At 72.2% G+C, this 20,646-nt stretch carries 19 protein-coding genes and 2 tRNA genes; 16 read left to right on the top strand and 5 right to left on the bottom strand.

Features of this window, described 5'->3' with window-relative positions:
- Positions 1–18: 18 nt before the first annotated feature.
- The 7 genes from EI169_RS09930 (at position 19) to EI169_RS09895 (ending at position 6,573) form a co-directional block, all read left to right on the top strand.
- Positions 19–1,071, top strand: coding sequence for a 3-isopropylmalate dehydrogenase (locus tag EI169_RS09930; protein WP_125132178.1), 1,053 nt, complete (start codon positions 19–21; stop codon positions 1,069–1,071).
- A gap of 44 nt (positions 1,072–1,115) precedes the next feature.
- Positions 1,116–2,222: a branched-chain amino acid aminotransferase gene (locus EI169_RS09925; protein ID WP_125132177.1), complete on the top strand. Its 1,107-nt coding sequence runs from the start codon at positions 1,116–1,118 to the stop codon at positions 2,220–2,222.
- A gap of 49 nt (positions 2,223–2,271) precedes the next feature.
- The gene (locus tag EI169_RS09920) at positions 2,272–3,033 is read left to right on the top strand and encodes a fumarylacetoacetate hydrolase family protein (protein WP_125132176.1); all 762 of its coding nucleotides are present in this window, start codon (positions 2,272–2,274) and stop codon (positions 3,031–3,033) included.
- Positions 3,026–4,288, top strand: a complete 1,263-nt coding sequence (locus EI169_RS09915) for an MFS transporter (RefSeq protein WP_125132175.1) — start codon at positions 3,026–3,028, stop codon at positions 4,286–4,288. The genes EI169_RS09920 and EI169_RS09915 overlap by 8 nt, the downstream gene beginning before the upstream one ends.
- A 9-nt stretch (positions 4,289–4,297) precedes the next feature.
- Positions 4,298–5,812: a glutamate--tRNA ligase gene (gene gltX, locus EI169_RS09910; RefSeq protein WP_125132174.1), complete on the top strand. Its 1,515-nt coding sequence runs from the start codon at positions 4,298–4,300 to the stop codon at positions 5,810–5,812.
- A 102-nt stretch (positions 5,813–5,914) separates the two neighbouring features.
- Positions 5,915–5,986, top strand: a tRNA-Gln gene (locus EI169_RS09905).
- 374 nt (positions 5,987–6,360) lie between these two features.
- A complete protein-coding gene (locus tag EI169_RS09895) occupies positions 6,361–6,573 on the top strand; it encodes a hypothetical protein (RefSeq protein ID WP_125132173.1) in 213 nt (70 codons plus the stop codon).
- A gap of 18 nt (positions 6,574–6,591) precedes the next feature.
- Here EI169_RS09895 and EI169_RS09890 read toward each other — a convergent pair whose 3' ends face one another.
- Positions 6,592–7,950 carry an APC family permease gene (locus EI169_RS09890; protein ID WP_125132172.1) on the bottom strand — a complete coding sequence of 453 codons (1,359 nt, stop codon included), beginning with the start codon at positions 7,948–7,950 and terminating at the stop codon, positions 6,592–6,594.
- A gap of 242 nt (positions 7,951–8,192) precedes the next feature.
- On the opposite strand from EI169_RS09890, the gene EI169_RS09885 reads away from it, so the two are divergent.
- Complete coding sequence (locus EI169_RS09885; RefSeq protein WP_164515480.1) at positions 8,193–8,627, top strand: hypothetical protein; 435 nt, start codon at positions 8,193–8,195, stop codon at positions 8,625–8,627.
- A gap of 6 nt (positions 8,628–8,633) precedes the next feature.
- Here the strand turns inward: EI169_RS09885 and EI169_RS16925 are convergent, their stop codons facing one another.
- Positions 8,634–10,610, bottom strand: a complete 1,977-nt coding sequence (locus EI169_RS16925; protein WP_125132170.1) for a glycosyltransferase family 39 protein — start codon at positions 10,608–10,610, stop codon at positions 8,634–8,636.
- Between the two features lie 132 nt (positions 10,611–10,742).
- Here EI169_RS16925 and EI169_RS09875 point away from each other — a divergent pair, with 132 nt between their 5' ends.
- The 4 genes from EI169_RS09875 to EI169_RS09860 are packed head-to-tail and all read left to right on the top strand — an operon-like array spanning position 10,743 to position 14,837.
- Entirely contained in the window at positions 10,743–11,528 is a 786-nt protein-coding gene (locus EI169_RS09875; RefSeq protein ID WP_125132169.1) for a DeoR/GlpR family DNA-binding transcription regulator, read from the top strand.
- Complete coding sequence (locus EI169_RS09870) at positions 11,525–12,484, top strand: 1-phosphofructokinase (protein WP_125132168.1); 960 nt, start codon at positions 11,525–11,527, stop codon at positions 12,482–12,484. The genes EI169_RS09875 and EI169_RS09870 overlap by 4 nt, the downstream gene beginning before the upstream one ends.
- A gap of 14 nt (positions 12,485–12,498) precedes the next feature.
- The gene (locus EI169_RS09865) at positions 12,499–14,544 is read left to right on the top strand and encodes a fructose-specific PTS transporter subunit EIIC (protein ID WP_125132167.1); all 2,046 of its coding nucleotides are present in this window, start codon (positions 12,499–12,501) and stop codon (positions 14,542–14,544) included.
- Between the two features lie 23 nt (positions 14,545–14,567).
- On the top strand, positions 14,568–14,837 hold the full coding sequence (locus EI169_RS09860; protein WP_125132166.1) for an HPr family phosphocarrier protein: 270 nt from the start codon (positions 14,568–14,570) through the stop codon (positions 14,835–14,837).
- A gap of 79 nt (positions 14,838–14,916) precedes the next feature.
- On the opposite strand, the gene EI169_RS09855 is transcribed toward EI169_RS09860, so the two are convergent.
- On the bottom strand, positions 14,917–15,555 hold the full coding sequence (locus EI169_RS09855) for an MBL fold metallo-hydrolase (protein ID WP_125132165.1): 639 nt from the start codon (positions 15,553–15,555) through the stop codon (positions 14,917–14,919).
- Positions 15,556–15,663: 108 nt separating this feature from the next.
- Here EI169_RS09855 and EI169_RS09850 point away from each other — a divergent pair.
- Positions 15,664–15,739 (top strand) — tRNA-Glu (locus EI169_RS09850).
- Positions 15,740–15,856: 117 nt separating this feature from the next.
- Entirely contained in the window at positions 15,857–16,267 is a 411-nt protein-coding gene (locus tag EI169_RS09845) for a glucose-6-phosphate dehydrogenase (RefSeq protein WP_125132164.1), read from the top strand.
- A 1-nt stretch (position 16,268) separates the two neighbouring features.
- On the opposite strand, the gene EI169_RS09840 is transcribed toward EI169_RS09845, so the two are convergent.
- Both EI169_RS09840 and EI169_RS09835 read right to left on the bottom strand, forming a co-directional pair.
- Complete coding sequence (locus EI169_RS09840; RefSeq protein ID WP_125132163.1) at positions 16,269–17,339, bottom strand: DUF4349 domain-containing protein; 1,071 nt, start codon at positions 17,337–17,339, stop codon at positions 16,269–16,271.
- Positions 17,336–17,893: an RNA polymerase sigma factor gene (locus tag EI169_RS09835; protein WP_125132162.1), complete on the bottom strand. Its 558-nt coding sequence runs from the start codon at positions 17,891–17,893 to the stop codon at positions 17,336–17,338. Before EI169_RS09835 ends, EI169_RS09840 begins: the two co-directional genes overlap by 4 nt.
- Before the next feature lie 143 nt (positions 17,894–18,036).
- Between EI169_RS09835 and EI169_RS09830 the strand changes: the two genes are divergently transcribed.
- Together EI169_RS09830 and leuC are read left to right on the top strand one after the other, a co-directional pair.
- The gene (locus EI169_RS09830) at positions 18,037–19,017 is read left to right on the top strand and encodes a TerC family protein (protein ID WP_205783774.1); all 981 of its coding nucleotides are present in this window, start codon (positions 18,037–18,039) and stop codon (positions 19,015–19,017) included.
- 183 nt (positions 19,018–19,200) lie between these two features.
- A complete protein-coding gene (gene leuC / locus EI169_RS09825; protein WP_125133417.1) occupies positions 19,201–20,646 on the top strand; it encodes a 3-isopropylmalate dehydratase large subunit in 1,446 nt (481 codons plus the stop codon).

The following is a 20,646-nucleotide window of genomic DNA, read 5'->3' as shown; positions in this document are numbered from 1 at the left end:
ATCCCGCGAAGGAGTGCCATGTCGCGCGTCGTCACGCTCGCCGTCATCCCCGGCGACGGCATCGGACCCGAGGTCGTCGCCGAAGCCCTGAAGGTGCTCGACGCCGCGACCGCCGACGGCGACACGACGTTCGAGCGCACCGAGTTCTCCCTCGGCGCGGCCCGCTACCTGGCGACCGGCGACACCCTCACCGACGACGATCTCGCCGCGATCGCGCGGCACGACGCGATCCTCCTCGGCGCCGTGGGCGGCACCCCCGGCGACCCGCGCCTGAAGGACGCGAACATCGAGCGGGGCCTGCTGCTGAAGCTCCGCTTCGCGCTCGACCACTACGTGAACCTCCGCCCCTCGAAGCTGTACCCCGGCGCGTCCGGGCCCCTCGCGGACCCCGGCGAGATCGACTTCGTCGTGGTGCGCGAGGGCACCGAGGGCCCCTACGTCGGCAACGGCGGCTCGATCCGCACCGGCACGTCGCACGAGGTCGCGAACGAGACGTCGGTGAACACGGCCTTCGGCGTCGAGCGCGTCGTCCGCTACGCGTTCGACCTCGCCGAGCGGCGCCGCAAGAAGCTGACGCTCGTGCACAAGACGAACGTGCTCGTGCACGCGGGCGGCATGTGGAAGCGCATCGTCGACGAGGTGGCGTCGGAGCATCCGGAGGTGGCCGTAGACTATCTGCACGTCGACGCGGCGACGATCTTCCTGGTCACGAACCCGGGCCGCTTCGACGTGATCGTCACCGACAACCTCTTCGGCGACATCCTGACAGACCTGGCCGGCGCCGTCACCGGTGGCATCGGCCTCGCCGCATCGGGCAACATCAACCCCGACGGCGCGTTCCCCTCGATGTTCGAGCCCGTGCACGGATCGGCGCCCGACATCGCAGGACAGCAGAAGGCCGATCCCACCGCCGCGATCCTGTCCGTCTCGCTCCTCCTCGATCACCTCGGGATGCCGGCGGACGCCGAGCGCATCACCCGTGCGGTCGAACAGGACATCGCCGAGCGGGGCGAGGCCGCCCGCACCACGTCGCAGATCGGCGACGCCATCGCCGCCCGGCTCCGGGCGTAGTCTGAGCGCACCGATCCCGCCGCAGCCCAGAACGCAGGACGAACATGACCCTCATCGACAGCAACCCCGACACCGGATTCGAGCCCCTCGAGTTCGCCGTCACCCGCAACCTCGCCGCGAAGAGCCCGGCCCAGCGCGCCGAGATCCTCGCCAACCCGGGCTTCGGCACGAGCTTCACCGACCACATGGTCGACATCTGCTGGTCGGTCCGCGGCGGCTGGCACCGGCCCCGCGTGTCGCCGTACGGCCCCATCTCGCTCGACCCGGCCGCCGCGGTGCTGCACTACGGGCAGGAGATCTTCGAGGGCATCAAGGCGTACCGCCACGCCGACGGCTCCATCCACACGTTCCGTCCCGACCAGAACGCGCGCCGGATGCAGCGCAGCGCCCGCCGGCTCGCGCTGCCGGAGCTGCCGGCGCCCTACTTCATCCAGTCGCTGCGCGAGCTCATCGCCGTGGACGGCGACTGGGTGCCCTCGGGCGAGGACCAGTCGCTGTATCTCCGGCCCTTCATGTTCGCGAAGGAGGCGTTCCTAGGGGTGCGCCCCGCGCACAAGGTCGCGTACTACCTGATCGCGAGCCCGGCCGGCGCGTACTTCAAGGGCGGCGTGCAGCCGGTGTCGATCTGGCTGAGCGAGGAGTACGCCCGCGCCGGCAAGGGCGGCACGGGCGCCGCCAAGACCGGCGGCAACTACGCCGCGAGCCTGCTGCCGCAGTCGGAGGCGTACGAGCACGAGTGCGACCAGGTCGTCTTCCTCGACGAGAAGCGCAACGTCGAGGAGCTCGGCGGCATGAACGTCGTGTTCGTCTTCAAGGACGGCACGCTCGTCACGCCCGAGTCCGACAGCATCCTCGAGGGCATCACGCGCGACTCGATCCTGCAGCTCGCGCGCGACCGCGGCCACAAGGTCGAGGGCCGCGCGGTCTCGATCGACGAGTGGCGCGAGGGCGTCGCATCCGGCGACATCACCGAGGTGTTCGCGTGCGGCACCGCCGCAGTCGTCACGCCCATCGGCACGCTGAAGGGGCACGACTTCCTCGACGCGCAGCCCACCGGCACGCTCGCGCTCGAGCTGCGCCAGGAGCTCACCGACATCCAGTACGGTCGCATCGAAGACCGCCACGGCTGGATGCTGCGCCTAGACGACTGAGCGCCTCGGGGGGCGCCGGTGCGGAGGGCGCCCTGGGTAGGCTGAGCGGGTGAAGATCGCGCGCTTCAGCCACCAGGACGCCATCCGCTACGGCATCGTCGATGACGGCGAGCTCGTCGTGCTCGCGGGCGACCCGATGTTCGCCGGATTCGACACGACGGGGGAGCGGGTGCCGCTCGGCGACATCGCGCTGCTCGCCCCCGTGATCCCGCGCTCGAAGGTCGTGTGCGTCGGCAAGAACTACGCCGACCACGCCGCGGAGATGGGCGGCGAGGCGCCCGCCGAGCCGTTGCTCTTCCTCAAGCCCAACACGGCCGTGATCGGCCCGGGCGACGTCATCGTGCGGCCGCCGCAGTCGCACAACACGCACTTCGAGGGCGAGCTCGCCGTCGTCATCGGCCGCATCGCCAAGAACGTGCCCGCAGAGCGCGCGCTCGAGTACGTGTTCGGCTACACCGCGGCGAACGACGTCACCGCACGCGACCTGCAGGCCAGCGACGGCCAGTGGGCGCGCGCGAAGGGCTTCGACACGTTCTGCCCGCTCGGCCCGGTCATCGAGACCGAGCTCGACCCCGCCGCGGTCGTCACCACGCGCCTTAACGGCGAGGTGAAGCAGCAGGGGCCGATCACCGACATGATCCACTCGATCCCAGCGATCATCGCCTACGCGTCCGCGGCGTTCACGCTGCTGCCCGGCGATGTGATCCTCACCGGCACCCCCGCCGGCGTCGGCCCGTTCGACGCCGGCGACACGCTCGAGGTGGAGGTGTCGGGCATCGGCGTGCTGCGCAACACGGCGCGCGATGCCTGACGACACAGCGCTCCCCGACCGTGACGTCGCGGGCATCCAGCGGCGCACGGTCGCCACGCTCGCGCTCGCGCAGGTGCTCGGCGGCATCGCCTTCGGCGCGACGCTGTCGATCGGCGTGCTGCTGGCGGCGGAGGTCTCCGGCGATGAGGCGCTCGCGGGACTCGCGACCGCCGCGGTGACGTTCGGGACCGCGCTGCTGGCGATCCCGCTGGCAGCTCTCGCGCGTCGGCGCGGGCGCCGGCTCGGCCTGACCTCGGGCACGGTCATCGCGCTGGTCGGCGTGCTGCTGGTCATCGCCGCGACGAGTCTGCGCGCCTTCCCGCTCCTCCTCGTCGCCTTCGCGCTCGTCGGGGGCGGCCAGGCGGCCAACCTCCAGTCCCGGTTCGCCGCGACCGATCTCGCGACCGACGCGACACGCGGGCGGGCGCTGTCGCTCGTGGTGTGGGCGACGACGATCGGCGTCGTGCTCGGTCCGAACCTCGTCGGCCCGGGCGAGGCCGTGGGGCGGGCGCTCGGAATGCCTGAGCTCACCGGTCCGTACGTGTTCACGGTCGTCGGGCAGCTGCTCGCGATCACCGTGTACCTCGCCGGCCTGCGCCCGGACCCGCTCCTCGTCGCACAGCGCGTCACCGCCGCGCGGGCGGCCGCCGCATCCGGGGTCGTCCGGCGTGCCGACCGGCCGCGCGCGGCGCGGTACGCCATCTTCGCCGTCGCGGCCGCCCACGCGGTGATGGTCGCGGTCATGGCGATGACGCCCGTGCACCTCCTGCACCACGGGGCGTCGCTGCAGATCGTCGGGTTCACGATCAGCCTCCACGTGGCGGGGATGTACGCGCTGTCGCCGGTCTTCGGCATCCTCAGCGACCGGTGGGGCCGCGTCGCGACGATCGTGCTCGGTCAGGCGCTCCTGGCGGCCGCGCTCGTCGTGGCCGCGACCCTCAGCGGGAGCATGCCCGCCGTCACGATCGCGCTCATCCTCCTGGGACTCGGGTGGAGCGCGACGACGGTGGCCGGCTCGGCGCTCCTCACGGAGTCGTCCGCCGAGGCCCGCCGCACCCGCCGCCAGGGCCTCAGCGACTTCACGATGAGCTTCGTGGGGGCGGTCGGGGCGATCCTCGCCGGTCTGGTGCTCGGCTGGATCGGCTACGGCGGCCTCGCCCTCGTCGCGATGGTGCTCGTCGTGGCCGCGGTCGCGCTCGTGCCGCTCGCCGTGACGCGCGCCTCCGCGCCGGAGCGCGCCGCCGCGGCTGACTAAACTCGACGGGTGCCCGCCACCCCCGATCCCCGCACCACGACCGCTTCCGGCGCCGACATCCGCGTGCGCTTCTGCCCGTCGCCCACCGGACTCCCGCACGTCGGCCTCGTCCGCACGGCGCTGTTCAACTGGGCGTACGCGCGCCACAACGGCGGCACGCTCGTCTTCCGGATCGAAGACACCGATGCCGCGCGCGACAGCGAGGAGAGCTACCGGCAGCTCCTCGACGCGCTGCGGTGGCTGCGGATCGACTGGGACGAGGGCGTCGAGGTCGGAGGCCCGCACGCGCCCTACCGCCAGTCGCAGCGTCACGACATCTACGCGGACGTGCTGCAGAAGCTCGTCGCATCCGGTGCCGTGTACGAGAGCTACTCGACGGCCGAGGAGATCGACGCGCGCAACGAGGCCAACGGCCGTGCGAAGCAGCTCGGCTACGACAACCACGACCGCGACCTCACAGCCGAGCAGAAGGCCGCCTTCCGCGCCGAGGGCCGCGAGCCGGCCTGGCGTCTGCGTGTGCCGGACGAGGATCTGACGTACGTCGACCTCATCCGGGGCGAGGTCACCTTCCCCGCCGGCACCTTCCCCGACTTCGTCATCGTGCGCGCCGGGGGAGTGCCGCTCTACACGTTCGTGAACCCCGTCGACGACGCGCTCATGGGCATCACGCACGTCATCCGCGGCGAAGACCTCATGCCGTCGACGGCGCGTCAGCTCGCGCTGTACCGCGCCCTCATCGACGCGGGGGTCACCGACTTCGTGCCGCGCTTCGGCCACATGCCGCTGGTGCTCGGGGAGACCGGCAACAAGAAGCTGTCCAAGCGTGACCCGAAGGCCGACCTGTTCCTCCAGCGCGAGAAGGGCTTCATCCATGAGGGTCTGCTCAACTACCTCGCCCTCCTCGGCTGGTCGCTGGCGCCCGATCGCGACGTCTTCTCGCTCGACGAGCTCGTCGCCGCGTTCGACATCGCCGACGTGAACCCGAACCCGGCCCGTTTCGACCAGACCAAGGCCGAGTCGATCAACGGCGACCACATCCGGATGCTCGAGTCCGCCGACTTCGCGGAGCGCATCGTGCCGTACCTGGCCGACGCGGGCCTGGTCCAGCCGATCCCCACGCCGGAGCAGACCGCGACGATCGTCGCCGCCGCGCCGCTCGTGCAGGAGCGCGTGCAGCTGCTGGGACAGGTGCCGGGCATGCTCGGCTTCCTCTTCACGACTGACGTCGCGTACGAGGAGGATGCGCTCAAGGGCCTCCCGGCGAACGCCGGCGAGGTGCTCGTGGCCTCGGTGGGGGCGCTCGAAGACGTTCCGGAGGCGGAGTTCACCGCCGCATCCGTGCAGGAGGCGCTCGCGCGCGCCCTCGTCGACGAGCTGGGGCTCAAGCCGCGCGTCGCGTACGGGCCGCCGCGGGTCGCCCTGACCGGCCGGCGCGTGTCGCCGCCGCTGTTCGAGTCGATGGAGCTGCTCGGCAAGGCCGAGACGATCCGCCGGCTCGGAGCGCTCGTCGCCCACCTCGGCTGACGTGTGTCGGTCCCGCGACGCGCGCGGAGGACGCGGCCGTTTTGGCCGGGGGAGCGCGCGTCGTCTAGACTGGATCGTCGGCACGGCTGCGGTCGTGACCGGTGGGGTATGGTGTAATTGGCAACACGGCTGATTCTGGTTCAGTTGTTCTTGGTTCGAGTCCAGGTACCCCAGCAAGACGAAAAGCCCCGGTCCTCCGCGAGATGCGGACCACCGGGGCTCTTGCGTTGCGGCGTTGTGCCGCCGCTAGGACGCCGGGCTCGAGAGCTGGATCAGGTTGCCGCACGTGTCGTCCAGCACCGCCGTCACAACCGCCCCCATCGGTGCCGGCGGCTGCGTGAAGCGCACCCCGCAACGGTCAGGTCGCGATACGTCGCGTCGACGTCGTCGACGGCGAAGGATGCGGCGGGGATGCCGTCGGCCACGAGCCCCGCATCCTCGAGGACGGCGAGATCCTGGGAGATGAGGTCTCATGCCGCGAACATCGGCACGTGAGCGCTTGCATGTCAAGCGGCCCTGCGGGCGCCGATCGGAGGGAGGATGGCGTCATGGGATTGTTCGCCGAGCTTCCGGAGGAGCAGGGGTCGTGGGCGGGTCTGCCCGACGAGCCGCTGAAGCCGCGCACACGGGCGGAGGTGCTGCCCGACGAGGGTGCGCCGCCCGCGGCTCCCGACGCGCTCCTCGGCCTGACCGGGCCATCCGTTGCGTCGATCGAGATCCCGAGCGCCACGCCGGGCGCTGACGAGCCGTCGGACGGCTGACGGCACGCCCGCGGGCGCTCAGCTCTCCCCGTCTGCTCCGGATTCGGCGAGCTTGCGGTCCTGGCGCTTGCGCGTGAAGCGCGCGACCACGAAGAGCGCCGAGCCCACGACGACGTAGAGCAGCGTGCCGAGCCACACGGCGCCGGTCTGCTGAGTGAGCAGCGCGACGCACGCGATGATCGAGAGGATCGGCAGCACGAACGGCACGCGGAAGTGCTTGTGCTCCACCTTGTCCTTCTTCAGCACGAGCACGCTGACGTTCGCCGAGAGGAAGACGAGCAGAAGCAGCAGCACGGTCGTCTCGGCGAGGGTCGTGATGTCACCGACGAATGTGAGCAGGATGGCGACCGCGCCGACCGCGACGATCGCGACCCACGGCGTGCGCCGGCGGGGGAGCACCCGGGCGAACGCACGCGGCAGAAGGCTCGACTCGGCAAGGCCGTACGCGACGCGGCTGGCCATGACCATGAACAGCAGGGCGCCATTGGCGATCGCCACGAGCGCGATGATGCTGAACAGCCACGACGGCACCGCGACGCCGCTGCGACTGACGACCTCCAGAAGCGGCCCCGTCGATTCGGCGAGCTCCGCCGGGGGCACGACGATCACGGCACCCAACGCGATCAGGAGGTACACGACACCGGCGGTCGCGAGCGCGCCGAACAGGGCGCGCGGGTACGACTTCGACGGGTTGCGCACCTCCTCCGCCATGTTGGCGGCGGCCTCGAATCCGAGGAATGAGAAGAACGCGATGATCGAGGCCGCGAACGCGCCCTCGAGGGGCGGCACGTCGGGCGCGAACTCGAAGATCCGCGACGGATCGCCGCCACCGGAGCCGAACAGGATCGCCGCGCACACGATGACGATGACGAGGCCGCTCACCTCGATCATCGAGGCCACGAGGTTCGCGCCGAGCGACTCGCGCACGCCGCGGAGGTTGATGAGGGTCAGGAGGATCAGGAAGAGCGCGGCCGTGGGGGCGGGCGGGATGTCGATGAGCGCCGCGAGGTAGTCGCCCGCGAACGCGTTGGCCAGGGCCGCGGCGGTCGTGATGCCGGAGGCCATCATGAGGAAGCCGACGAGGAACGACAGGTACGGGATTCCGAAGGCGCGGTCGACGTAGCGGGCGGCCCCGCCGGCGTGCGGGTACTTCGTGATGAGCTCGGCGTACGTGCCGGCCGTCACCAGCGCGATCGCGAGGGCGATGAGCAGCGGCAGCCAGATCACGCCGCCGACATCCGTGGCCATCGAGCCCACGAGCGTGTAGATGCCCGCCCCGAGCGTGTCGCCCACGATGAACGCGAACAGGAGCCACGTGCCCACCACGCGATGGAGTTTCGTGCCGCTCTCCGGCGGCGTCGTCGTGTCGGTCGCCATCCCGACACCTCATCGTGAACGGCCGGCCCGATGCAAGCGGGCTGACGTCCCGGCGCGGATGCCTTATGGTTTGTCGCCTCGCAGGAGCGGCGCGGGCGCATAATGAGGCATGGCCTCGCCGGCCCTCACCCCGGACGATGCCCGCGAACTCGCAGCCGCCGGAGCCGTCCCCGTCGGTCGCCCCACCGGCCAGGACGGGGTGGCCCGCGGCGCCGTGTCGGCGTGCGAAGGTCGTCATCGCCGTGGTCGCGATCGGCGCGGTCCTCGCGGGAGTCTGGGCGGTGGGGCAGCTCGCCTGTCCGCACTCCGACCTGACCCTCGCCCCGGTTCCCGCGGGACCCGAGGCGCAGGCGTTCGCGCGCAAGAGCTTCCTGGACACACGCGACTTCGACGTGAAGACGCTCGAGCGTTTCGAGCCGTACGGGAATCTGCAGTCGTGGGTCGCGACCGCCGCGAGCGGCGAGCGCTGCCTCGTCGTCGACGCGGACGACTACGGCGTCGTCGGGGTCAGCTGCACGCCGGGCGATCTCGCGCCGATCGTCGACGTGCGCATCTGGCGCGGCATGCGCAGGGATGTGTTCGGCGACCTGCCCACCGGCTCGGTCCTGCGCTTCGAGTACGACGACGGGCGCGTGCACGTGTGGGTGCGGGAGCCCGCGACGCCGGCGCCGGGGTGACGGCGGTCATCCGGTGCACGCGTACATCGACGTCGACGGCGAATCGGAGGGGACGGCGCAGTTCGCCTGCACCCATGCGCGGATCTCCTCGGCGCTCGTGCCCTCGCTCGATGTGCGGCCCGGCCCGCCCTGCTGCGACATCAGGACGTACGTGAGGTCGCCGTCGGCGACGAGCTGCTCGAATCGCGCGAGCGTCGGGACGTCGTCGCCGCCGTCGAAGCCGCCGATGGGCAGGAAGGACCCGCCATCGGACGCCAGGATGTAGCCGGCGGCCTCCTGGGCGCCGAACGTCGCGGCGAGGTAGCGGTCGTCGCCGGCGTGCCCCGTCAGATACGCCAGCACGTCCTGGTCGACACTCGAGCCGCCGAGACCGCCGCCGAACCCGGCTGCGCCCGATCCGCCGTCGTCGCGAGCGCCGCCGAAGGCCCCTGCGGGAGGGCTCATGCCCGCCGGCGGCGCGGCCATCCCGCCGGACGCGCCTGCGTCCATGCCCGCGTCGCGCCCGTCTGCGCCGAACCCGGCGCCGGGCCCGCCGCCGGAACGGCCACCGCCCAGCCCGCCGCCGAAGTCCGACACCCCGCCGGCGACGGGGTTGAGCGAGCTCGGGTGCGCGATCGTGACGATCGACCACGACAGCGGTGTCAGCACGAGCGCGATCGCGGCGAGCACGGCGATGACGCCCCGCCGGCTGCGCCGGCCGCGCTCGCGCGCGATGAGCGCGATGACGACCGCCGCGACGACGACCTGGGCGAGCGCGACGGGGATCGAGAAGCCGCCGTAGACGAGGGCGATGGCGAGGGCGGATGCGGCGGCCGTGGCAACGAGCGCGATCTGCGCCCAGCGCGCACGCCGGCGCCGCGCCCACGCGAACGCGATGCCCACCGACAGCGCGATCGGCCCGGCGAGGGCGGCCGTGTAGAACTGGTGCATCCCGTCGACGATCGAGAACATCGCGGCGAAGGTGACGAGCCACACCGCGAGGAAGACGGTGACGCTGCGGCGGGCGCGGAGCACCCACAGCACGACGATCGCGAGCGCGGCCGCGGGCAGGAGCCACGCGATCTGACCCGCGAGCTGCTCGTTGAAGAGCCGCACGACGCTCGGCTCGCCCGAGAACGGCGGCGTGAAGGAGCGGTACGCGTCGCTGTCGGCGGTCGCCCCGAACCGTCCGAGGCCGTTGTATCCGAACACCATCTCCCACGGGCTGTTCGTGAGCGTGCTGCCGATGTACGGCCGGTCGGAGGCGGGGATGAGCGACACGATCGCGATCCACCACACCGACGCGGCGGCGCTGACGATACCCGCGACCGCGAGGGTCCACAGCTTGCGCCACCACCGCTGGCGCGTGCACAGCCACGCCGCGGCGAGCGCGGGCCACAGCGCCCAGGCTTCGAGCATGTACGTCTGGAACGCGACGGCGATGAACAGCCCCGCGGCCACGAGCCAGCCGGGGCTCGCGCGTCGCACGGCGTGCAGCGACGCCCAGGCGGCGGCCGCCAGCCCGAGGACGAAGAAGCTCTCGGGCTGATTGGAGCGCGAGACGGCCACGAGGATCGGCGTGGTGGCGACGATCGCGCCCGCGACGAGGCCCGCGGTCGTCCCCGCGATGCGACGGGCGGTGAGGGCCGTGAGGACCGTGGCGCCCACCGCGGCCAGGGCGTTGGGCAGGACGACGGCCCACGTCGAGAACCCGAAGACCCGGACGAACAGCGCGGGGATCCAGAACGATCCGGGGATCTTGTCGAGCGTGACGGTGCCCGCGGGGTCGAGGGCGCCGAAGAAGAAGTTCGACCAGCTCCGGCTCATCGACACCGCGATCGCCGCGTAGTAGTCCGAGCGTGACGCCTGCGCGACTTCCCACGTCGTGAGGATCCCGGCCGCGAGCGCGACGGCGATCAGCCCGACGAGCCATGCCCGCCTCGGCGAGAGGCGGGGGAGTCGTCTGGCGAGGGTCACGGGGGCGGGCGAGGCGGCGGTCGTCATGCGGCGACGGTAGGCATCCGGCTTCGCCGGCCGCTGTGGCGGATATGAGAGCCGCCTATGCATCGGGATCTGTGAATGCTTGCGTTCGTGTTGCTTTGTGTTGTAACGTGTGGCAATCACCAAGGAGGTGCCATGTACGCGATGGAGCGCCAAGAGCTCGTCGAGCGCCTGCTGCGCGACGAGGGCCGCGTCAGCGTCGTGGATCTCGCCCGCCGCTTCGACGTCACCACGGAGACCGTGCGGCGCGACCTCGACCACCTCGAGTCGGTCGGGCGCCTGCGACGCGTCCACGGCGGAGCCGTCGCGCTCGAGCGCGGGAGCACCGCCGAGCCCACCCTCGGCGAGCGCCTCCAGCGCCACAGCGACGCGAAGCTCGCGATCGCCGGCCGGGCGGTGCGCGCGCTGGGCGCGGACTTCCGCGGATCGGTCTACTTCGACGCTGGCACCACCACGGCCGCCGTCGCGGCGCTCGTCCCCGGACACCTGGCCGCCACCGGCGGCGCAGCGGAGCTCGTCACCCACTCCATGGCGATCGCCGCCGACCTCGCCGGCGCGCCCGACGTCGCGCTGTCGGTCGTGGGCGGCCGTGTGCGCGGCGTCACCGCCGCCGCGGTCGGCGCGCAGGCGATCCGCACGATCGAGGGCCTCCGCCCCGACATCGCCTTCGTCGGCACCAACGGTGTGAGCGCGGGCTTCGGGCTCAGCACCCCCGATCCCGAAGAGGCCGCGGTCAAGAGCGCGATCGTGCGGGCCGCCCGGCGCGTCGTCGTCGTCGCCGACGCCACGAAGTTCGGCGAGGAGCTGCTCGTCCGCTTCGCGGGCCTCGACGAGATCGATGTCGTCGTCACCGACGACGCGCCGGCGGCCGACCTGTCGGCGGCGCTCGCCGACGCCGACGTCGAGGTGGTCCTGCCGTGATCGTCACCCTCACCGCGAATCCGTCCCTCGACCGCACGATCGACCTCGAGGGGCCCTTGGAGCCGGGTGCCGTGCAACCCGTCGTGGGCGTGCGCGAAGACGCCGGCGGCAAGGGCGTCAACGTCTCCCGCGTCGTCGCGGCCGCCGGTGTCGCCACCCTCGCGATCGTGCCCATCTCGGCCCACGACCCCTACCGATCGCTCCTGGATGCGACGGGCATCGCGGTGCGCGCCGTCCCGGACGCGCCCCGGGTACGCGAGAACCTCACGATCACCGACCCCGCCGGTGTGACGACGAAGCTCAATCACCCGGGGACGCGCGTCGCCCCCGAGCTGGTCGCGGCGCTGCGGCACGCGGTCGTCGAGGCCGCGGGGGGCGCGCAGTGGCTCGTGCTCGCCGGGTCGCTGCCGCCCGGCATCCCCGACGACTTCTACGCCGATGTCATCACCGCCGTGCGCGCCCGATGGACCGAGCGCGCGCCGCGCATCGCCGTCGACGCCGCCGGGCCGGCGCTGCGGGGCGCGCTCGAGGCGCGCCCCGACCTCATCAAGCCCAACGAGACCGAGCTCGCCGCGCTCGTCGGCGCGCCGCCGGTGTCGGGCGACGCGCTCGCCTCGGCCGTCGCCCAGGCGCGTTCCGTCGTGCCGAGCGGGGCGGCGGCGGCGCTCGTGACGCTCGGGGGCGACGGCGCGGTGCTCGTCGACGCCGACGGCGCCGTGAGCGCGCGGCCGCCGCGCATCCGCGTCGCCAGCACGGTCGGCGCCGGCGACAGCTCCCTCGCCGGCTATCTCCTCGCCGCCATCCGAGGGGCGGATGCGGCGCATCGCCTCGCCCACAGCGTCGCCTACGGCGCCGCCGCCGCGTCGCTCCCCGGCACCCAGGCCCCCGGCCCCGACGACCTGCCGAGCGGCGTCGTCGAGACCGCATCCGTCTTCATCCCGTCCGGAACCACCTGACCACGGAGGTCACCATGACACGCATCATCACTCCCGAGCTGGTCTCGCTCGATCAGCCGCTCGGCGACGACAAGCAGGCGGTCATCCGCTCGCTCGCGGCGCGCGTCGTCGCGCAGGGCCGCGCGCGCGACGCCGACGCCCTCTCCGCCGACGCGTGGGCGCGCGAGCAGAAGGACGAGACGGGCCTGCCCGGCGGCATCGCGATCCCGCACGCCCGCAGCGCGTCGGTCACAGAGCCGACGCTCGCCTTCGCGCGGCTCTCCCCGGGCGTCGACTTCGGCGCGCCCGACGGGCCCGCCGACATCGTGTTCCTCATCGCCGCACCCGAGGGTGCCGACGAGGCCCACCTCGCGGTCCTGTCGCAGCTGGCCCGAAGCCTCATGAAGCCCGAGTTCACGGCCGATCTGCGCGCCGCGGCCGACCCGCAGGACGCGGTCCGCATCATCGGGGACGCGATCGAGCCGGCACCGGCCGAAGCACCCGCCGCCGCACCGGCGGTGGCCGCGGGGCCGACCGCCGACGAGGGCCCCCGGCCGCGTATCGTGGCCGTCACGGCCTGTGCCACGGGTATCGCGCACACCTTCATGGCCGCCGACGCGCTCACGGCGGCGGGCAAGGACGCCGGCGTCGACCTCGTCGTCGAGCCGCAGGGCTCGAGCGGCTACCAGGCCCTCCCGCAGGACGTCATCGCCGGCGCCGACGCCGTCATCTTCGCGGTGGACGTCGACGTGCGCGAGCCGCAGCGCTTCGCGGGCAAGCCCGTCGTGCGCTCGGGCGTCAAGCGCGGCATCGAGCACCCCCGCGAGCTCATCGCCGAGGCCGTCGCGGCCTCCCACAACCCGTCGGCACCGCGCGTGCCCGGCGACGGCGCGGCGGGCGCCGCCGCCCCCGCCGCGACGCAGTCGGTGGGTGCCCGCATCCAGCGGTGGCTCCTCACCGGCGTCAGCTACATGATCCCCTTCGTCGCAGGAGGCGGACTGCTCATCGCCCTCGGGTTCCTCCTCGGCGGGTACCAGGTGACCGCCGACGCCTCGAAGGTGATCGTCGACAACTCGCTGTGGAACCTGCCCACCGAGAACATCACGTCGCCGCTCGGCCCGATCGGTCAGTACCTGGGCTCGGTGGCGTTCATGATCGGCGCGACCTCGATGGGCTTCATCGTCGCCGTGCTCGCCGGCTTCATCGCCTTCGCGATCGCCGACCGTCCCGGCATCGCCCCCGGCTTCGTCGCCGGCGCGGTCGCCGTGCTCATGAACGCCGGCTTCATCGGCGGCATCATCGGCGGTCTGCTCGCCGGCTTCATCGCGTGGTGGCTCGGCCGCCTGAACGCGCCGCGCTGGCTGCGCGGCCTCATGCCGGTCGTGATCGTGCCGTTCGTCGGATCGATCATCGCGTCGGGCCTCATGATCCTGTTCCTCGGCCGGCCGATCGCCGCGCTCATGACCGCCCTCACCGACTGGCTCACGGGTCTCGCGGCCAGCGGCGCCGGCGCCATCCTGCTCGGCGTGATCCTCGGCCTCATGATGTGCTTCGACCTCGGCGGACCCGTGAACAAGGTCGCCTACGTCTTCGCCACGACCGGCCTCGCCGCCGCATCGCAGACGAACACCGCGCCGTACCTCATCATGGCCGCCGTGATGGCCGCGGGCATGGTGCCGCCGCTCGCGATGGCGCTGGCCTCCACGGTCCTCGCCCGCCGCTCCTTCACCCCGGTGGAGCGGGAGAACGGCGCGGCCGCGTGGCTGCTGGGCGCATCGTTCATCAGCGAGGGCGCGATCCCGTTCGCCGCGGCCGACCCGCTGCGCGTCATCCCCGCCTCGATGGTGGGGGGCGCGGTCACCGGCGCGCTGAGCATGCTGTTCCAGGTGCAGTCGCTTGCGCCGCACGGCGGCATCTTCGTCTTCTTCGCGATCACGCCGGTGTGGGGTTTCGTCCTCGCGATCGTCGCGGGTACCGTCGTGACGGCGCTGCTCGTCATCGCCCTCAAGCGCTTCGCGCGTCGGCGTGAGCCGGTGGTCGCCGAAGCCGCGCCCGCCACGGTCGCCGCCGTGCCGGCGTGACCGTCACCTACGGAAGGAATCCCATGGCTGAACGCCAGGCCACCATCGCCAGCTCCTCCGGGCTGCACGCCCGTCCCGCGAAGCTCTTCGTGCAGGCGGTCCAGGAGAAGAAGGTGCCCGTCACGATCGCCGTCGCGGGAGGGCCGGACCTGAACGCCGGCAGCATCCTGTCGCTCATGGGCCTCGGCGCAGGGCACGGCACGGTCGTCACGCTCAAGGCGGAGGGCGAGGGCGCCGAGCAGGCGCTCGACGAGCTCGTGGCCCTCTTGGAGACCGACCTCGACGCACAGTGATCGACCCGGCGCCCCCCTCGTCGGGCGGCGCCGGACACGCGGATGCCGCGGACCCGAGAGGTCCGCGGCATCCGTCGTCTCACAGGTCGACCGCGTCGCCCGGATCCAGGACGACCAGCTCGCCGCCGTTCTGCTCGGCCGCCCACTGCAGACGCGCCCGCCCCATGTCGCGGCCCGCGACCGACAGCGTCATGTCGTGCGTGCCGAACACGCGCCGGGGCTTCACGGCGAGCACGAAGTCCATCGCCTCGCCGATCTTGAGCCACGGGGCGCCGACGGGGGCGGCCAGGAGCGGGACGTCGGAGCCCTTGGGCACCGCGTAGGAGTCGCCGGGGTAGTACAGCGTGTCGTTCACGAGCACGCCGACGTTGTCCACGACGGGGATCGAGGAGTGGATGACCTCGTGACGGCCCCCGAAGAACTCCAAGTGGAACGGCTCGAGCTCGACCGTGTCGCCGGGGGAGACGACCGTGATGTCGTAGCCGGCGGCGGCGCGCGCGACACCCTCGGGGGCGAGGATCGGGACGCCGCCGGTCGCCTTCAGGATCCGGTCGAGGTGGTCGGGCGTCCAATGGTCGGGGTGCTCATGGGTGAGGACGACGCCGACGACCGACCCGAGGTCTTCGAGGGGCCTCGTGAAGCTGCCGGGATCGATGAGGAGGGTCGACCCGGCGATGTCGACGCGCAGCGCCGCATGCTCGAATTTCGTGACTCGCATAGCCGTGAGTCAACTCCGCGACCGGCGCCTCGAGCAACGGCGACGCGCCTGCCCGCCTCGATTTGGCGGGGCTCGTCGGGCCATGGCATAATCGAACGGTTGCCTGACGGCCCCATCGTATAGCGGCCTAGTACGCCGCCCTCTCACGGCGGTAACGCGGGTTCGAATCCCGCTGGGGTCACCAACACGGAGAACGCCTCGACCGAATGGTCGGGGCGTTCTCCGTTTCCGCGCGCGGGCCGCCCCGGCGGGCGTGTCGGTGCCGAGGTCGCGTACCGTGGGAGGGACCTGAGGAGATCCCATGCGCATCGTGCAGTCATCCGATTGGCGGGACAGGATCCCGTTCGAGACCCCCACGCTCGCCGCGGAGGTCGCGCCCGGTGAACCGACGCGCTGCTTCTCGTGCGGCCCGGCCTCCGAGCCGCTCGAGCGCACGGAGCTGTGGGCGGTCAAGCACCGCCACCCGACGCAGCACGGCGGGTACGTGCGCTTCTCCTGCGCCGCCCATCGCCCGGCGCCCGCCGTGGCAGCCCCCGCCGCCCCGACACGCGCCGCCGCGTCGCGGCCCGCGCGCCGGGCTCCCGTCGAGCGCCGCGAGGCCGCCCCGCGGCGGCCGGCGCCGAGCGACGTCGTCCGGGCGATGTGCCCGGACTGCTTCGTGGAGGTCTCCGCGACGGGCACGTGCGGCATGTGCGGCCGTCAGGTCGCCTGACTCACTCCGTGCCGCTCGCGCGTCGCCGGCGCCGCATCCCCACCACGCGGACCAGCCGTACGATGCTCCACACCACGGCGGCGGCCGCCGCCACGACGGCGACCCACGGCAGCAGGAACCCGATCGCGACGACGATCCCGTTGACAGCCGCGACGAGTCCGTTCCACCCCGCGACGACCCCGTCGCCGAAGCCCGCCGGGTCGGCGGCGACGGTCTCGGTGCGCGGTGTCAGCTGCACCGACAGCGCGGACAGGTCGATCTGACCCTCGAGCAGCGCCAGCTGCTGCCGGTCGGCGTCGAGGCTCGCCTGCCGCTCCGACAGGGCGCTCTCGGCGGCGATCAGGTCGGCGACGCTTCCCGCCTGCGCCATGAGCTCCGTGAGGCGCGCGACGGAGGCCTCGGAGGCCGCGATGCGCGCGCGCAGGTCGACCGCCTGATCGGTGACGTCCTGGCGCGACACCGACGTGCTCGTCACCTCGCCGAGGTCGGCGAGCGCGTCCATCGCCGCCGTGAGCGCATCGGACGGGACGCGCACGGTGATCCAGCCGTCGCGCGACCCCGGGTACGGCGCCGAGACGGCGCCGTCGAACGGCACGACGTCGCCGCCCCCGATGCTCTGCGACTCCACGTAGCCGCCGCGGGACTCGGCATCCGCGGCGATCCGCCGTGCAGCGGCCGCGACGTCGTCGACGGTGAGCGCGGCGGAGCCCGTCGTGACGATCTCGCGGCCGTCGGTCGGTGCGGCGGCCGCGTCACCCTGCATGCTCGTCGCGTCGGCACCGCCGACGAACCCCTCCGGTGCGGCGCCGGCCGCGGTGTCGCGCGCGCCGAAGTCGGGCGCCGCGGCCGATTCGGCGGAGGACCCGCCCGCGCCGCCGAGGGACGACGTCACACCCGGGGCGATCACCGCCGCGACGACGACGATCGCCGCCGCGGCACCGACGAGCGACCAGGCCCGGGTCCGCCGTGTGCGCGTGCGCCGGCGATCGGAGGCGATGCGCGCGAAGACGTCGCGCTCGATCCGCGCGATCCGCACGTCGTCGAGCTCGGGCAGCGGGGGAGCGGTGTTCATGGGGTCTCCGTCTCGGTCACGGCGCCGCGCACGCGCGCGCGGATGCGGGAGAGACGGTTGCGGACGACGCCGTGCGCGACGCCGAGCCTCGCGGCCGCCTCGCCGTAGGCATAGCCCTCGGCGGCGCACAGCCGGAAGATCTCCCGGTCCAGGTCGCCGACACCCTCGACGGCGCGGAGGATCGCCTCCGCGGTCGCCGCATCCACGACCTGTTTCTCGACGTCCACGGCCGCGGGCACCGTCTCGTCGAGCTCGGTGGTGCGGGCGCGGTCCCTGGCGCGGGCGCGCAGCCGGTTGGCCGCCTGCAGCCGGCAGATCGTCGCGAGCCACGGCAGCGCGGACTCCCCGCGCAGCTCGAGTCCCGCGATCTTCCGCCAGGCCACGACGAACGTCTCCTGCGTCACGTCCTCGGCGTCGGCCTCGTCGCTCAGGAGGCGGTGCGCGATCCAGTAGACCGGCCGCACGTACGCGCGGTAGAGCTCGCGGAAGGCGAACTCCGAGCCGCCGGCCGCGCGCGCGACCAGCTGCGCGTCGCCGCTGTGATCGTGCGCCATGCCGCCCCTCCGACCGGCGATCCGCGTCGCCGCCTCATTGTCTCTCACTGACAGGTGTCGGCCGCCGCCGGATCGTCTCACGCCCCGGTCGGAGCATCGCGGCACCACTAGAATCGGGCGGTCCCCCCAACCCGGAAGGCCCCATGGACCTGGAACTGCCGCTGTGGTTCGAGATCGGCGCGCTCGTCGTCCTGACGCTCATCCTCGTCGCCGACCTGCTCATCATCCTCAAGCGCCCGCACATCCCCTCCACGCGGGAGTCGACCCTGTGGGTGGTGTTCTACGTGGTGCTGGCGCTGCTGTTCGCGGGTGTCATGTGGCTCGTGGCGGGCGGTGAGTTCGCAGGGCAGTTCGTCGCGGGCTGGCTGACGGAGTACAGCCTGTCGATCGACAACCTGTTCGTCTTCGTGCTCATCATGTCGCAGTTCTCGGTGCCGCGTCGCTATCAGCAGGAGGTGCTGATGGTGGGCATCATCGTCGCGCTCGTGCTCCGCGGCATCTTCATCCTCGTCGGCGCCGCCGTCATCGAGAACTTCAGCCCGATCTTCTACCTGTTCGGCGCGTTCCTCGTCTACACCGCGATCCGGCAGGCGTTCCCCGGCGACCACGATGACGACGCGCAGCGGGAGAACTTCATCGTGCGTCTCCTGCGGCGCGGCATCGACATCAGCGACGAATACGACGGGGCGAAGCTGCGCACCACCGTGGACGGCAAGCGGATGTTCACGCCGATGATCATCGTGTTCGCCGCGATCGGCGTGACCGACCTGCTCTTCGCGTTCGACTCGATCCCGGCCATCTTCGGCATCACCGAGAGCGCCTTCATCGTGTTCACGGCGAACATCTTCGCCCTCATGGGCCTGCGGCAGCTGTTCTTCCTGCTGGGAGACCTGCTCGACCGCCTGCGCTACCTCCACTACGGCATCGCGTTCATCCTGGCCTTCATCGGGGTGAAGCTGATCCTCCACGCCCTGCACGTCAACGAGCTGCCCTTCCTCAACGGCGGAGAGCCGATCGAGTGGGCGCCGGAGATCTCGACGTGGATGTCGCTCGGCGTCATCGTCGCCTCGATGGCCGTCGCGACCGGCGCGAGCCTCATCGCGTCCCGGCGCGAGCACGCCTGAGCGCCGCTGGGGGAGGCGCGTCGTGCACGGCGGGCGCGGTTCGACCCGGTGGTATCGTGGCGACGTGCGGATCGCTCGCCTTCTTCTTAGCGGCCGCGACGAGACCTCGTAATCCAGGCCTCTCTCGTCGCGGAGTTCGTCGCGGGCTTGATCCTCCGAGGAGAACGGCAGAACCCCATGAGCATGTCCCCGTCCACGATTCCCGACCGTCCCCGCACGCTGGCGGAGAAGGTGTGGGACGACCACCTCGTCGTCAAGGGCGAGGACGGTCAGCCCGACCTCATCTACATCGACCTGCACCTCGTGCACGAGGTGACGAGCCCGCAGGCCTTCGACGGCCTGCGCGCCGAGGGCCGGCCCGTGCGCCGCCTCGACCTCACGATCGCCACCGAGGACCACAACACCCCGACGCTCGACATCGACAAGCCGATCGCCGACCTCACCAGCCGCACGCAGATCGAGACGCTGCGCCGCAACGCCGAGGAGTTCGGCGTGCGCCTGCACTCCCTCGGCGACAAGGAGCAGGGCATCGTCCACGTCGTCGGTCCGCAGCTTGGCCTCACGATGCCCGGCATCACCGTCGTGTGCGGCGACTCGCACACGTCGACCCACGGCGCCTTCGGAGCCATGGCATTCGGCATCGGCACCAGCGAGGTCGAGCACGTCCTGGCGACGCAGACCCTGCCGCTGAAGCCGTTCAAGACGATGGCGATCACGGTCGAGGGCGAGCTGAAGCCCGGCGTCACGGCGAAGGACATCATCCTCGCCGTCATCGCGAAGATCGGCACGAACGGCGGCCAGGGGTACGTGCTGGAGTTCCGCGGCTCGGCGATCCGCTCCCTCTCCATGGAGGGGCGCATGACGATGTGCAACATGTCGATCGAGGCGGGCGCGCGCGCCGGCATGGTCGCCCCCGACGAGACGACGTTCGCGTACCTCAAGGGCCGCCCGCACGCCCCGCAGGGACAGGACTGGGACGACGCCGTCGCCTACTGGCGCACCCTGCCGAGCGACGAGGGCGCCGTCTACGACGCCGAGGTGTTCCTGGATGCCGCGGAGCTCGAGCCGTTCGTCACGTGGGGCACGAACCCCGGTCAGGGCGTGTCGCTCGGCGACGTCGTGCCCGACCCCGCCGCGATGACCGACCCCGCCGAGCGGGCGGCGGCCGAGCGCGCCCTGGAGTACATGGACCTGCAGCCCGGCACGCCGCTGAAGGACGTGCGCGTGGACGCGGTCTTCATGGGCTCGTGCACCAACAGCCGGATCGAAGACCTCCGCGCGTTCGCGTCGGTGATCCGCGGGCAGCGCAAAGCCGACGGCGTGCGCGTCATGGTCGTGCCCGGCTCGGCCCGCGTGCGCCTGGAGGCCGAGGCGGAGGGCCTGGACAAGGTCTTCGAGGAGTTCGGCGCCGAGTGGCGGTTCGCGGGGTGCTCGATGTGCCTCGGCATGAACCCGGATCAGCTCGCGCCGGGCGAGCGGTGCGCGTCGACGTCCAACCGCAACTTCGAAGGCCGCCAGGGCAAGGGCGGCCGCACGCACCTGGTGTCGCCGCTCGTCGCGGCGGCCACCGCGATCCGCGGCACGCTCTCCAGCCCCGCCGATCTCGCCGCGAACCGAGTGGAGGCCTGA

This window comes from Microbacterium sp. 10M-3C3 (genome assembly GCF_003931875.1).
In the GTDB taxonomy this organism is placed as follows: Bacteria; Actinomycetota; Actinomycetes; order Actinomycetales; family Microbacteriaceae; genus Microbacterium.
The sequence above is the reverse complement of the archived record's forward strand: the minus strand, read 5'-3'. Positions and strand labels throughout refer to the sequence as shown.